This window comes from Rhodococcus sp. 06-221-2 (assembly GCF_002258365.1).
GTDB lineage: Bacteria > Actinomycetota > Actinomycetes > Mycobacteriales > Mycobacteriaceae > Rhodococcoides > Rhodococcoides fascians.
On the sequence record NZ_NOYJ01000033.1, the window covers coordinates 313,476 to 327,165 of the forward strand.

Genomic DNA, 13,690 nt, shown 5'->3' on the forward strand with positions numbered 1-13,690 from the left:
GTCGGTCACGTCGCGAGTATCGACAGTGCCGCCGAATGCAAGGCAGTTCCGTACGAACGGCCGTGTCCGGCCGCATGTACGGCCAGAGGATGCAACTGGTGCAGGGCGGTCCGGTCGCGCCACCCCGTCCGCAGCGGGTGCACGGACTCGTAGCCGTCGACCATGGCGTCCAGATGAGGACAGCCGAACAGTGCCGCCATCGCCAGATCCGTTTCGCGATGGCCGCCGTGTGCCGCGGGATCGATCAGCACGACACCCGCATCGGTCCAGAAGACGTTGCCGTTCCACAGGTCTCCGTGGATTCGACTGGGCGGTTCACCGTCGTCGAACTCGCCGTCCGCCACCCGCTCGCACGCCACCTCGACGGTCGCCGCCTCGGACTGCGTCACGTTTCCGGCGTCGACCGCGATCCGCAGAAACGGCAGCACTCGCTCGGCGGCGTAGAACGAACCCCAGCTGGCGTGGACAGTGTTGGTCATGGGCCGCGAGCCGATGAACAACTGCCCGGGAAACGGTGTGCCGTCCGGGCGATTCGGCGGAGCCCCGAATCCGGCCGCGCCGCCGTCGTGCATACGGGCCAGTGCGCGCCCGAATCGACGGGCCGCGATCTCGGTGGGACGCGCGGCCGTCAACCGTTCGAGTTCGATGAACGTCGGTCCGTGATCGAGAACACCGACGACCGGCACCCCTGTCTCACCGAGCCACGCGAGTCCCGTCGCCTCGGCCTCGAAGAAGTCCGGGTGCGCGCGGGTATCTCGCTTGACGAAGGTATCCGTGGATCCGCTCACGTCGAACGACACTACGCATCCTTCTCGACCCGAACGCGTACCCGCACTCGTCATTAGGATGATCGGATGGGACACATCAACTCGGAATTGCGCTCCGGAATCATGCGTGAGCTGGCGGTACAGTCGACCATCGATCCGGTGACGGAGGTCCGCAGGCGCGTGGACTTCCTCAAGGACTACCTCGCGTCGACCCCGGCCTCCGGTTTCGTACTCGGGATCAGCGGCGGACAGGACAGCACGCTCACCGGCAAGCTCGCACAACGGGCGGTGACCGAACTACGTGCCGACGGGCACGAGGCCGAATTCGTCGCCGTACGGCTCCCCTACGGTGTGCAGGCCGACGAGGACGACGCGGCGATCGCACTGAAGTTCATCGATCCCGACCGCACGGTGACGGTGAACATCAAGGAGGCCTCCGATGCCGCAGCCGCTGCGACCGCCGAGGCTCTGGGAACCGGCGAGGTCCGAGATTTCGTGCGCGGCAACATCAAAGCACGTCAACGCATGGTCGCCCAGTACGCGATCGCCGGCGAACTCGGCTATGTGGTGGTCGGCACCGACCACGCAGCCGAGGCGGTGACCGGCTTCTTCACCAAGTTCGGGGACGGCGGGGTGGATCTGACGCCACTGACCGGCCTGACCAAGCGACAAGGCGCTGCGCTGCTGCGCGAGCTCGGTGCGCCCGAAAGTACCTGGCGCAAAGTCCCCACCGCGGATCTCGAAGACGATCGACCGGCTCTGCCCGACGAGGAAGCACTCGGCGTCACATACGAGCAGATCGACGACTACCTCGAAGGCAAAGACGTCACCGAGGAAGTGGCCGACAAACTCGAGAAGATGTTCGCCGCGACGCGGCACAAGCGAACCGTTCCGGTGACACCGTTCGACGATTGGTGGAAGAACGGTCACTGACCGACCTTCGTCGGCGGCGATCGGTGACGATCAGCCGCCGGCGAACGGCGGCAGTACGTCGACTCTGCTGCCTACGGACCGACCCAGATCGCGGGTCAACTCGTCTCCGACCAGATACGCCGACACCCGTAGAATCGGTTCCATCGGGGCGCCGTACCGAGAACGGATGGCCTCGCGCAATTCTCCCAGCGTCGCACCGGCCGGCAGAGTGAGGTGTTCGGACTCGCAGCCGGACGCGTCGACGGCGGCTGCGAAGTACCGCACCTCCACTTGCATCGTTCGACTACCGGTCGTGCTGGGCTGTGTCTCAACCACCGATTGCTCCCATACTGCGGGTCGGTGGCACGAAGCCCTCGGCGTCGATACCGTGCCCGGCCCATTTGTTCCACATGGCTCCGCGCCATACTGCTGCCAACTCGTCATCGGTGGCACCGCCCCGCAGCGCCGCGCGAAGATCCGTCTCGTCGTCGCTGAACAGGCAGGACCTGATGGTCCCCTCGGCAGTGAGCCTCGTTCGATCACAGTCGCCGCAGAACGAGCGCGTGACGGACGCGATGATTCCCACGGTCGCCTCCGTGCCGTCCACGCTCCATTCTTCGGCGGGAGCGGACGGATCGGCGCGACCCACTTCACGTAGATCGAACGCAGTGGACAGCTCGTCGAGCAACGTCTGGGCGTCGATCATGTTGTTGCGGGCCCATTCGTGATCGGCGTCGAGTGGCATCTGCTCGATGAATCGAAGCGCGACCCCCTCGTCCAGACACCACCGGAGCAGATCCACGGACCCGGAGAGGGTATCTCGCATCAGTACGGCATTGACCTTCACCGGACCGATGCCCGCCTTCTTGGCCGCCCGGATGCCGGCCAGCACCGACGGCAGACGATCGCGTCGAGTCAAGCGCGCGAACTGTTCGCGATCGACCGAGTCCAACGACACGTTGACGCGCGTCAGACCGGCCTCGGCGAGGGCCTGCGCACGATGTTCGAGACCGACGGCATTGGTGGTCATGGACAACGGCACGCCGTCCGCCACAGCGGAGCACGAACGAAGGATCTCGTCCAGATCTCGACGCATCAGAGGCTCGCCGCCGGTGAAACGCACGTCGCGTATTCCCAACAGGCGCACGGCAACCGAGACGACCCGAGCGATCTCGCCAGCGGTCAGCAGGTCGGCTGTGGGGATCGCCGGCAGCCCCTCCTCCGGCATGCAGTACGTGCACCGCAGCGAGCACTTCTCGGTGATCGAGATGCGCAGATCGCGTGCCACCCGCCCGAATCGATCGATCAGATGCGGCACGTCGGGACGATCGTCGACCGGGCCGAACGACGACCCCGAGGAAGCTGAACCTATACGTGGGATCCCGAGGGACGTGACACTGTCAACCGTCACCTCACACCTCGAATCCGTCTGTTCCTGCATGTCTCACATCGGCTTGTCTACCCAGTATGCCGCAGCCCACACGCGCCCGTCGTGTCGGCGTGCCTAGGATTGGCAGCCATGACGGCTGAGCACACTCGAGCGATCACCGGACCTGCACTGTGAGCGCCGTATCCGTCGAGGAGCACGCAGCAGCGATCGAGTCGCTGCTCGCAGACTTGGGCACCCGAGCAGCCCAACGAGTACCGCTGGCCGACGCACTGGGGCGGGTGGCATTCCACGATGTGACCTCCCCCGTCGATCTACCTCTGTTCCGAAATTCGCAGATGGACGGTTATGCGGTCGATTCTCGCTCGGTGCAGTCTGCGCCCGTGACGCTTCCGGTATCGACGATCATCGCTGCCGGACCCACCCGACCGTCGACGCTCACGCCCGGTAGCGCAGCCAAGATCATGACCGGCGCACCGATACCCGACGGAGCGGACGCTATCGTCCCCGTGGAGGACACCACGGTGACCACCGCAGGTGCGGTGACCGTCGAACGAGCCCGCGTCGCAGGCGAATTCGTGCGCGAACAGGGTAGCGACGTACGCGCGGGAACGGTCCTGATCGACGCGGGCAGAGTGCTCGAGCCCCGGCACATCTCGGTTCTCGCGGCCGTCGGACTGGCCACCGTCGACGTACGGTCGCGTCCTCGGGTGGCCGTGGTGACCACCGGAGCAGAGTTGGCCGACGCAGGCGAGACGCTCTCGCCCGGTCAGATCTTCGACTCGAACGGCATCACTCTTGCCGCGCACCTGCGCGCGAGCGGTGCCGACGTGGTCACCGTCGCACGCAGCACCGACGATCCGGAACGCTTCCGAAGCATCCTCACCTCCGCAGCCGCATCGGCGGAGCTCATCATCACCTCCGGTGGAGTGTCGATGGGCGACTTCGAGGTGGTCAAGGACGTTCTCGCGCCGCTGGGTGGACAGTTCGGATCGGTTCGGATGCAACCGGGTGGACCGCAGGGCATCACGATGTTCGACGGCACCCCGGTCCTGAGTTTCCCCGGCAACCCCGTCAGCACCGTGGTGTCGTACATCATGTTCGCGCGCAACATCGTTCGACGATCGGCCGGCCTGCCACCGGTCTTGTCGGGCCCTGCGACTCTGTTCCAGTCGATCACCTCGCCGCCGGGCAGGCGTCAACTGCTCCGCGGGAAATTGCGTGACGACGGCCGGGTCGAACTGGTCGCCGGACCGGGGTCCCACCTGGTGGCCGCACTGGCGTGGGCCGACGTGCTCATCGACATCGCCGCCGAGACAACCGAACTCGCCGCAGGATCACCCGTGGAGGTATGGCCGCTGTGACCACCGAAGTTCCGCAGAACCCCCTGTCGCACCTGGACGACGAGGGCCGTGCCCGCATGGTCGATGTGGCGCACAAGAAAGAGACCTCCCGAACGGCTGTGGCGGCCGGCGAGTTCGTCACCACGCCCGAGGTCATCGGGTTGGTGCAGGCGGACGGCATGCCGAAGGCCGATGTCCTGGCGACCGCTCGGATCGCCGGTATCTCGGCTGCCAAGCGCACGTCCGACCTGATTCCGCTGTGCCATCAGCTCGCGCTCTCGTCGGTCAAGATCTCCTTCGGATTCACCGACACCTCCATCACGGTCGAGGCCACCGCGCGCACGACCGGTAAGACCGGCGTCGAGATGGAAGCCCTCACCGCCGTCGCGGTTGCCGGGTTGACTCTGCACGACATGGTCAAGGCGGTCGACCCGGGTGCGACGATGAACGGCGTCCGGCTGATCACCAAAGACGGTGGTAAGCACGGGCATTGGCAGCGTGATGCAAAGGCGACCGCCCCCGACGACGACGCTCGGCCGTCGGAGGGGACGAAGTCGGCGGTCGTGCTCGTGGCCTCCACCGGCGGTGCTCGCGGAACCCGCCCGGACACCACCGGCCCGTCCATCGCATCCTGGCTGACCGATCGGGGCTTCGCGGTGCGCGGCCCGCTGGTGTACGCCGATGCCGACATCGAGGCCGGGCTGCGCGACTCGCTACGCGGCGAGCCGTCGCTGATCATCTCGACCGGCGGAACCGGCGTCTCCCCTACCGATGCAACTCCGGAGGCCACGGCGGCACTGCTCGACATCGAGATGCCAGGAATAGCAGACCAGATCCGCACCAAGGGAACCTCCGCGACGCCGCACGCGGTGCTGAGTCGCGGAGTGTCCGGGTTGATCGGACGTACCCTCGTCGTCAATTTGCCCGGATCACCGGGAGGCGTGAAAGACGGCTTGGCCGTTCTCGATCCGCTCCTCGATCATGTACTCGCCCAGATCTCAGGAGGAGGACCCCACGATGACTGAACTCGTCGCCCGCATCTCGAACGAGCCGCTGACGACCGCCGAAGTAGAAGCCGCGGTACAGGATTCGCACCACGGTGCCGTGGTGCTGTTCAGCGGAATCGTTCGTGACCACGACGGTGGCCACGCCGTGGAAACTCTCGAATACCGCGCCCACCCCGATGCGGAACGCTTCTTGAGCCGATGCTGCTCGGAGGTCTCGTCCGAAACCGGTCTTGCGGTCGCTGCCGTGCATCGCGTCGGGGACTTGCGGGTCGGCGATCTCGCGCTCGTGGCCGCAGTCGGATCGGCTCATCGCGCCGAGGCGTTCGAGGCGTGCGCCCGACTGGTCGAACGCATCAAGGCCGAGGTACCCATCTGGAAACGGCAGGGCTTCGAAGGCGGGCGCACCGAATGGGTCGGACTGTAGAAGACCTACGCCGGCTCGAGGTATCGATGGACCGGCAACATGGCCGAGGCGTCGACTGCGTCGTCAGGGCCGCGCACGCAGGCCCGCAGTCGATGTTCGACCGCGTCCGCATCGAGTTCGGTGCCGATCAGCACCAGTGATGTCTGCTGGGCTTCACCCCGTGACCACGCTGCACTCTCGAACCGGATGTGTCGCCCCACCGTCTGCACGATGAACTTCTGCTGGTGTCCCGGCAGGTCGAAATGCACGACACCCTTGATGCGGTAGAGGTTTCCGGTCGGGTTCTCGAGAAAATCGATCAGCCGACGCGGCTCCATCGCTGCTGTGCTGACGAACTCGGTATGCGAGTACTGCGCATGCAGGTGTCGGTGGTGTCCGTGCTCGTGGCAGCTGTCGTCGTCGGGGTGCTCGCGGAGAAGTTCGTCGAAGGACAATTGCACGGGTAGTGCGGATTCGACCGGCCCGTTCTGGGGCCGGTCGAACAACAACAGAGGATCGACGCGTCCGAACGACACAGCTGCGACAGGGACGTCGCCGACAATGGACCGAACCGTCGACACCACCGCAGAGCGCTCCGAATCCTCGACGGCGTCGGACTTGTTCAGTACCACCAGATCCGCCAATTGCAAATGCTGATCGATTTCGGGATGCAGGGTGCGGGTAACCGCGAATTCGACCGCGTCGACGACTCCCACCAATCCGCCGTACACGATGAACTCGTTCTCGCTACCGCGCACCATTCGAATGAGATTCCGTGGCTCCGCCAATCCGCTGGCCTCCACCACGATCACGTCTATGCGCGAGCGGCGGTGTGCCAGCGCATCGAACATCGCGTCCATGTCAGTGATGTCCACCGCACAGCAGATGCATCCGTTGCCCAGTGACACCATCGAATCGACCTGTCCTGCAACGAGCATGGAATCGATGTTGACCGCACCGAAATCGTTGACCACGACGCCGATCCGAATTCCCGCATCGTTGCGCAACAGATGATTGAGCAGAGTGGTCTTGCCTGCACCCAGAAAGCCGGCAACGATCACCACCGGAATTCGTCGACGCGCCACGCCGGTCGAGACTACCGGGCGGCGAGAATTCGATTCAGGAGGCCTCGAGCGAAGGTGGAGACGCTGCTGACGTTCTCGTCGGTCACCAATCCCTTCAATCCGTCGACACCGAACGATTCGACATACGGCGAGACGCTTTCGAGCAGTCGAGACAAGGCACTACGACCCGCTACGGACGTCGACGTAGCTGCGGGGACAGTCGCGCTCGTCGGTGTCGGCGCAGAGGCGGTGGGAACTGCGACGTCCGGCGACGAGGCAGCCTCGGCTCCGAGAAGATAGTCGATGATGCCGGTGGAGATGGCGATCGCATGCTTCACCTGACCGTCCGAGCCCTCGAGCACCGCCGCGTCGTCCGGGTTGGAACCATTGCCCATCTCGACGAACACCAACGGAACAGTCGTCAGTGCGGGCCCCGCGACGTCGGATCGTTCCTGGATCCCGCCGACGACGCCCGAGTAATTGGCGGGATCGAACCCGGCGCGAACGTAGGAATCTCTCATCAGCTTCGAGGCCGAGCGCCCGCCCTCGGACTGAGCCGCATCGGCCGCCGCATTCGGAATCGGCAGTGTCGGCACGATCAGATGGAATCCGTGCTTGTCGGTGTCGGTCGTCGTGCTCGTCGAGTCCGCATGAATGCTGACGGCCACATCGGCTCCGGACGCGCTGGCAGCGCGAGCCCGATCGTCGACGCACCCGCCCCATCCGGTGTCGTCGACGCGGCTGGTCTTCACCGTCGCACCGAGACTCTCCAGACTGGACCGAACCAGCTCCGAGACCTTCCAGTTGATGGTGTGCTCCGGCACCCCGTCCACCGTGGTCATGCCCGTGGTCTGGCAATCCTTGGTACCGCCGCGCCCGTCGTCGACCTGCCGTTGCAGATTCTCCGAGTGAGCTGTGCCCTGGTGACCCGGATCGAGGAAGACCGTCTTTCCCGTCAACTCTCGTCCGGCCGATTCCGTGCCGGGTGTCGCCGACGGCGCGGTGGCGGGCGTGGACGGGTCGGCCGATGCCGGTGCGCCGACGAGCGCTCCAGCACCCAGTAGACCTGCGCACATCAGCGTCACCGCAGCCGACCCGGCTGTTCGTGAAGATTTCATCGACTCGTGGGCGCTCCGGTGGAGCCGGTCGCGCCACTCCCCTCTCGGCACCTCGGACGCCGTCGAGCCACGCGGTTCCCATTGGCATCAGGAGCTACCGTGCGTCACAACAGACACTTGCTGCTCGAGTGAACCAGAAATCGAACCATTCGAGTCCCTGATCGAATTTCGTTAGCCAAAGGAGTGCATTTCGTGATCGATTCGTTGCGATCTGCCCAGCCTTCTCATGTTTCCCACGACGGCGACACCAGTGCCGCGAAACTCCGAAATCGGCCGCCGGCTCGAACCGACCCCGAGAACGAATTTCCTATCAATACCGGACAGTTTGTCTTTGTTCACCGCAACAGCGATCCCTCGCACTGCGCACACACTTAATGCCTGCGCCACGTCGGTTTCGACGAATACATCTGCAGATTCTGTGGCAATGCTGCGAAACCGGTAACAATCGATCGGCCAGCATGGATATACACATTGTTCGGCCGTATAGTCGACACAGTTCGATCTGGACATCCCCCCGCATCATTCCCTGCACCATTGGAGAGCTTCAGCATGGCCAGAAAAGTCTATGTGCAACTAGTCGATGACATCGACGAAAAACCGATCGAATCCGGTGGCGAACACATAACCTATTCGGTCAACGGAGTCAGCTACGAAATCGATCTGAGCGACAAGAACGCCAAAGAATTCCACCGCAAGCTCGACTATTACATCGAGCACTCGACGAAGGTGGGTGGAAAGCGACAGAAGAAGTCGACTTCCCCGGCCACCGGGGCGAAGCGCGACGCCAATCAGACCAAAGCCATCAGAGAATGGGCGAAGGCGAACGGCCACAACATTTCTGCGCGCGGAAGAATACCCGCCGAAGTGGAGCAGGCGTTCGACGCAGCTCACTGACTCCCGCCTTCCGAATCGGCGTCTCAGGACTCACGCTGCAGACGCCGATTCGGTGGCCGAAGCCATAGACACAACAAAAGCGCCGCCCGATGGGCGGCGCTTTTGCTTTCTCGGTGGAGCTAAGGGGACTCGAACCCCTGACCCCCACACTGCCAGTGTGGTGCGCTACCAGCTGCGCCATAGCCCCGAGTACTGCGTGCTCCCGCTCATGCGGTTGCTCGAACGAAGTTACACCATGGCTCGCGGCAGCAACAAATCAGCTGGTGCGGCCCGTACTCGATGCTCCGGTACGGGCCCCCGCGCTCGACCCCGATCAGCCGACCGTAGCCAACCATTCCGAGTCGCCCAGCGCGTCGACCACCTGTCCGTCCACCAGAACACCCGGAGTTCCGCGTGCGCCCGATGCGGCCAAGGCGTCCCGACCGGTCGTCGCGTCCGCCACCGCTGCGTCACGCTGAGCGCCCGTGGTGATGCACTCCACCGCAAGATCGCTCGCTCCGTTCGACGTTGCCAGCTCCGCCAGCTCGGCATCGGTTCGGTCGGAGTCGCTTCCTTCCTCCGGCTGGAATTCCGGGTCGAACAGCGCGGCGTGGAAAGCCGAGTAGACCCGCGCATTCTCGGTGGCGGCCACGCAGTGCGACGCCGCAACGGCCCGCGTCGAATAGTCACCCGAGGCCGAGCTCGCATCGAGGAAATTGATCAGGTGGTAGTTGACCGAGACAACGCCGTCGTCGATTTTCTGAGCCAATTCCTGGCCGTGCTTCACCTCGAGATCACTGCAGAATGGGCACATCGGGTCCTCGTAGATATCGATGACGCGCTGCGCGCCCGGACGAGCCAATACGACGACACCGTCTCCCGGCAACGACAATTCGACCTCGGGATTCTTGACCGATCCGTACCCGTCGTTCCGGGGCGCGTCGCTGCCTCGCTGCCACAGGATCGCTACCACGACGACCGCGACCACCACGAGGAATGCAATACCGCCCAGAATGTACGTCACGGTGTTCGACGAGGCCTGCGGAGTGTGTTTCGTGCTGGATGTCTTCTTCTCGCTCACAGAGCGAATACTACGGACGTATCCGTCAGCTGCGCTCGCGCTCGAGGGTGTCCGGAACGCGCGACCACCACAACCCCGCCAGTAGAAGCAGTGCGCCCGTCACGGCGAAAGCCGGACCGAACGAGACCCGTTCCACGATCATTCCGGCCACGATCGGGCCGATCACAGCGCCCACGTCGGACGCCATCTGGAAGGCAGCCAGCACGGGTCCTCCACGCGCCTTGGAGCCGATCACGTCGGCGACCGAGGCCTGCTGGGCAGGACTCATCAGGCCCGATCCGATTCCGGCGATCAACGACACCGCGAGGAACAACACCGGATCGTGGACATAGCCCATCACGACCGTTCCCAGGCCGCACACCGCCAAACCGCCCAGCATGAACGGTTTGCGTCCGCGTACGTCGGACAGGCGACCGGCACTGGTGAGAACCAGAGCGTTACCCACTGCGAACACCGTGAGAGCAATCCCGACGAACACCTCGGACCGCTGCATTGCCTCGACGACGAACAACGGCACCAGCGCCACCCGGACACCGAACACGGCCCATCCGTTCGCGAAATTCGACGCCAGGGCGGCCCGATAGGACGGGATTCGCAGAGCAGCGAGCAACGACATCGTCGGCGGCGCAGTTCCCTTCTCCGGCTTGACCAGATCGGAATTGCCGAGGGTGAAGTACACGACGGCAGCGGCGATCACCAGAGCCACGGCATAGATGACGAACGGCACCCGCAGACCGAAACCGACGAGCGCGCCGCCGACGAGCGGACCACCGATGGTTCCCAGCAAGAAAGCGGTCGCGTACAGCCCGGAGATGCGGCCTCTACTGGTAGGTGGACTGATTCTGATCAGCAGTCCGAGAGCAGACACCGAGAACATCGTCGACCCGATCCCGCCGAGTCCGCGAAACACCAGCAGCTGCCAGTACGTCTGAGCCAGAGCGCACGCACCGGTGGAGACCGCCACGATCAACAGTCCGATCAGGTAGACGGGTCGTTCGCCGAGCCGCTGAACCAGAGCGCCGCTCGCAGGCGCGAACAGCAACCGCATGAGAGCGAAGGCACTGATCACTGCCGACGCGGCCGTGTATCCGACGCCGAATTCTCGAGCGAACTGCGGCAGGGCAGGCGCGACGATGCCGAATCCGAGGGCGATGACGAACGCTGCCGAGACCAGTACCCAGATCTCCGGTGGGAGTTTGCCTCCGGGTTGGAATGCCGGCTCGGGGGCCGAGCTGTCGTGGTCGGGTGTCGGTGAGTCGGTCACGAGCTCTCGAGAGCGGACGAGACCAATTCACGTGCTGCAGCCTGGACCTCGGCGAGGTGTTCCTTGCCCTGGAACGACTCCGCGTAGATCTTGTAGACGTCCTCGGTTCCCGACGGACGAGCTGCGAACCAGGCGCTCTCCGTTGTCACCTTCAGCCCTCCCAGTGCGGCCCCGTTTCCGGGAGCCTCGGTCAGCGTCGCGGTGATCGGCTCCCCCGCCAATTCGGTGGCGGTGATCTGGTCGGGCGACAACTTGGCGAGCACAGCCTTCTGCTCCCTGGTTGCCGGAGCGTCGACGCGGGCGTACGACGGATCGCCGTACTCGGCTGTGAATTCTGCGTAGCGTTGCGACGGTGTCGATCCGGTGACCGCGGTGATCTCCGAGGCCAACAGCGCCAGAATGATTCCGTCCTTGTCTGTGGTCCACACTCGGCCGTCGTGCCGCAGGAACGAGGCACCGGCGCTCTCCTCGCCGCCGAAGCCGAGCTCGCCGTCGAGCAGGCCCGGCACGAACCACTTGAACCCGACCGGGACCTCGAGCAGCTTTCGTCCGAGACCGGCGACGACGCGATCGATCATGGAGGAACTCACCAGCGTCTTGCCGACTGCCGCCGTCGGTGACCACCCGGGCCGGTGGGTGAACAGATAGTCGATCGCGACCGCGAGGTAGTGATTGGGGTTCATCAGACCACTGTCGGGAGTGACGATGCCGTGTCGATCGGAGTCGGCGTCGTTGCCCGTGGCGATGTCGAATCGATCCCGGGCTGCGATCAGTGATGCCATCGCGTTCGGCGACGAGCAGTCCATTCTGATCTTGCCGTCCGTGTCCAACGTCATGAAGCGGAACGTGCCGTCGACCAACGGATTGACGACGGTCAGATCGAGGTTGTGTCGTTCGGCGATCGCATCCCAGTAGTCGACACTGGCACCGCCGAGCGGATCCGCACCGATGCGAACTCCGGCGGCGCGGATCGCATCGAGATCGAGCACGTTCGGGAGGTCGTCCACGTAGGTGCCGAGGAAGTCGTACCGCGAGACGCTTCCCGCGAACGCCTGCGCGAGAGTCACGCGCTTGATTCCGGTAATGCCCTCGCGGAGAAGCTCGTTGGCGCGGGCAGCGATCACCGACGTCGCATCGCTGTCGGCCGGTCCACCGTGCGGAGGGTTGTACTTGAACCCGCCGTCACGCGGCGGATTGTGGGACGGTGTGACCACGATGCCGTCGGCTTTCGCGGTCGGCCCCGACTCGTTGTACCGGAGAATGGCATGACTGACGGCGGGCGTCGGGGTGTAGCGATCCCCAGAGTCCACCAGAACGTCGACGTCGTTGGCTGCCAACACCTCCAGAGCCGTCGTCCACGCGGGCTCGGACAATGCATGGGTGTCTCGACCGATGAACAGTGGCCCGGTGATGCCTTGCGCGGAACGATATTCCACGATGGCCTGCGTGGTCGCGACGATGTGCGCCTCGTTGAACGCCGAATCCAGGCTCGAACCTCGATGACCCGAGGTCCCGAACACGACCTGCTGACTCGGCTCCGACACGTCCGGAATGCGCGAGTAGTACGCCGTGACGAGTTGCGAGAGATCGACCAGATCCTCCGGCAGTGCAGTGGTTCCAGCTCTCTCGTGCGCCACGATGCGCCTCCTCAATCCTCGAACGAACCGAATCCGGTCGACGAACCGAATTTCTCGTTCAACCCTAACGCCGCTGCCCCACCCGCGAGCTACTTGCTCTGCCGTTTCGGTGGCCGTGGCAGAAAATAGCTGGTTCGCTGCTGATATTCGCGATACCCCGGACGCTTCTCCATGCTCCTTTCCAACAGCCGAGCCCCGGTGGCGAACACCAAGAAGTACGTCATCGCGACAGGCGACAGAATCGTGAACACCCCAGGCCACGCCGAGGCCGAGACGAGGAACAGTCCCCACCACACTGCCGAGTCGCCGAAGTAATTGGGATGCCGCGTCCAGGACCACAGACCTCGGTCCATGATCTTGCCCTTGTTCGACGCGTCCGCCTTGAACGCCTTCAATTGCGCGTCGCCCACTGCCTCGAACGTCCATCCGAGTAGCCAGATCACTACGCCGAGTACGACGACGGGTAGAACCGATCCGTGTGAGACGGCGGATACCTGCAGTGGAAGGGACACGAACCACAGCGCAACCGCCTGCGTCAGATAGATTTTCCGCAGGGCGTACCAGGTTCTGTTGCCGGTGGCCTTGGACAGCAGCTCGGTGTACCGCGGATCCTCACCGTGTCCGCGTGAGCGCTGCACCATGTGCAGCGCAAGACGAAGCCCCCACACTCCGACGAGCACGACCAGCAGGAGTCGTCGCCACAGATCACCGGTTCCGGTCGCAGCCGAGATCAGCGCGATCAGAACGAAGCCGCCACCCCACGTCACATCCACGACATTGTGTCGTCCGATACGGGCACCGACGAGGGCGGTGATGATCATCAGGACAGCAGTA

The 13,690-nt window shown here is 64.4% G+C and carries 14 protein-coding genes and 1 tRNA gene; 5 read left to right on the top strand and 10 right to left on the bottom strand.

The annotated features are described in order from the left end of the window. Positions 1 to 5: 5 nt before the first annotated feature. A complete protein-coding gene (locus tag CH281_RS20980; RefSeq protein ID WP_256983892.1) occupies positions 6 to 788 on the bottom strand; it encodes a fructosamine kinase family protein in 783 nt (260 codons plus the stop codon). Positions 789 to 854: 66 nt separating this feature from the next. Here CH281_RS20980 and nadE point away from each other — a divergent pair, with 66 nt between their 5' ends. Continuing rightward, positions 855 to 1,700: an ammonia-dependent NAD(+) synthetase gene (gene nadE / locus CH281_RS20985; protein ID WP_032366345.1), complete on the top strand. Its 846-nt coding sequence runs from the start codon at positions 855 to 857 to the stop codon at positions 1,698 to 1,700. Positions 1,701 to 1,730: 30 nt separating this feature from the next. Here nadE and CH281_RS20990 read toward each other — a convergent pair whose 3' ends face one another. Both CH281_RS20990 and moaA read right to left on the bottom strand, forming a co-directional pair. Further along, a complete protein-coding gene (locus tag CH281_RS20990; protein ID WP_027496595.1) occupies positions 1,731 to 1,976 on the bottom strand; it encodes a MoaD/ThiS family protein in 246 nt (81 codons plus the stop codon). Between the two features lie 31 nt (positions 1,977 to 2,007). Further along, positions 2,008 to 3,090 (bottom strand): GTP 3',8-cyclase MoaA, encoded by a 1,083-nt coding sequence (moaA, locus tag CH281_RS20995; RefSeq protein ID WP_032372665.1) that lies wholly within the window; start codon positions 3,088 to 3,090, stop codon positions 2,008 to 2,010. Positions 3,091 to 3,239: 149 nt separating this feature from the next. Between moaA and CH281_RS21000 the strand changes: the two genes are divergently transcribed. The 3 genes from CH281_RS21000 to CH281_RS21010 are packed head-to-tail and all read left to right on the top strand — an operon-like array spanning position 3,240 to position 5,840. Then, the gene (locus CH281_RS21000; protein ID WP_032372666.1) at positions 3,240 to 4,430 is read left to right on the top strand and encodes a molybdopterin molybdotransferase MoeA; all 1,191 of its coding nucleotides are present in this window, start codon (positions 3,240 to 3,242) and stop codon (positions 4,428 to 4,430) included. After that, positions 4,427 to 5,434 (top strand): bifunctional molybdenum cofactor biosynthesis protein MoaC/MoaB, encoded by a 1,008-nt coding sequence (moaCB, locus tag CH281_RS21005; protein ID WP_306903660.1) that lies wholly within the window; start codon positions 4,427 to 4,429, stop codon positions 5,432 to 5,434. The genes CH281_RS21000 and moaCB overlap by 4 nt, the downstream gene beginning before the upstream one ends. Continuing rightward, complete coding sequence (locus tag CH281_RS21010) at positions 5,427 to 5,840, top strand: molybdenum cofactor biosynthesis protein MoaE (RefSeq protein WP_027496591.1); 414 nt, start codon at positions 5,427 to 5,429, stop codon at positions 5,838 to 5,840. The genes moaCB and CH281_RS21010 overlap by 8 nt, the downstream gene beginning before the upstream one ends. 5 nt (positions 5,841 to 5,845) lie before the next feature. Here CH281_RS21010 and CH281_RS21015 read toward each other — a convergent pair whose 3' ends face one another. Continuing rightward, the gene (locus tag CH281_RS21015; protein ID WP_094695465.1) at positions 5,846 to 6,904 is read right to left on the bottom strand and encodes a CobW family GTP-binding protein; all 1,059 of its coding nucleotides are present in this window, start codon (positions 6,902 to 6,904) and stop codon (positions 5,846 to 5,848) included. Between the two features lie 11 nt (positions 6,905 to 6,915). After that, on the bottom strand, positions 6,916 to 8,001 hold the full coding sequence (locus CH281_RS21020) for an N-acetylmuramoyl-L-alanine amidase (protein ID WP_256983894.1): 1,086 nt from the start codon (positions 7,999 to 8,001) through the stop codon (positions 6,916 to 6,918). A 549-nt stretch (positions 8,002 to 8,550) separates the two neighbouring features. On the opposite strand from CH281_RS21020, the gene CH281_RS21030 reads away from it, so the two are divergent. Beyond that, the gene (locus CH281_RS21030; RefSeq protein ID WP_027496587.1) at positions 8,551 to 8,895 is read left to right on the top strand and encodes a histone-like nucleoid-structuring protein Lsr2; all 345 of its coding nucleotides are present in this window, start codon (positions 8,551 to 8,553) and stop codon (positions 8,893 to 8,895) included. Between the two features lie 114 nt (positions 8,896 to 9,009). Here CH281_RS21030 and CH281_RS21035 read toward each other — a convergent pair. From CH281_RS21035 to CH281_RS21055, 5 genes are all read right to left on the bottom strand, one after another. Further along, positions 9,010 to 9,082: transfer RNA gene (locus tag CH281_RS21035), tRNA-Ala, on the bottom strand. A gap of 126 nt (positions 9,083 to 9,208) precedes the next feature. Next, positions 9,209 to 9,955: a DsbA family protein gene (locus tag CH281_RS21040; protein ID WP_032366341.1), complete on the bottom strand. Its 747-nt coding sequence runs from the start codon at positions 9,953 to 9,955 to the stop codon at positions 9,209 to 9,211. A 25-nt stretch (positions 9,956 to 9,980) separates the two neighbouring features. Beyond that, complete coding sequence (locus CH281_RS21045) at positions 9,981 to 11,138, bottom strand: MFS transporter (RefSeq protein ID WP_051365365.1); 1,158 nt, start codon at positions 11,136 to 11,138, stop codon at positions 9,981 to 9,983. 77 nt (positions 11,139 to 11,215) lie between these two features. Beyond that, entirely contained in the window at positions 11,216 to 12,856 is a 1,641-nt protein-coding gene (gene pgm, locus CH281_RS21050; protein WP_027496584.1) for a phosphoglucomutase (alpha-D-glucose-1,6-bisphosphate-dependent), read from the bottom strand. An 89-nt stretch (positions 12,857 to 12,945) separates the two neighbouring features. After that, positions 12,946 to 13,677 (bottom strand): DUF1295 domain-containing protein, encoded by a 732-nt coding sequence (locus CH281_RS21055; RefSeq protein ID WP_094695494.1) that lies wholly within the window; start codon positions 13,675 to 13,677, stop codon positions 12,946 to 12,948. Positions 13,678 to 13,690 lie beyond the last annotated feature (13 nt).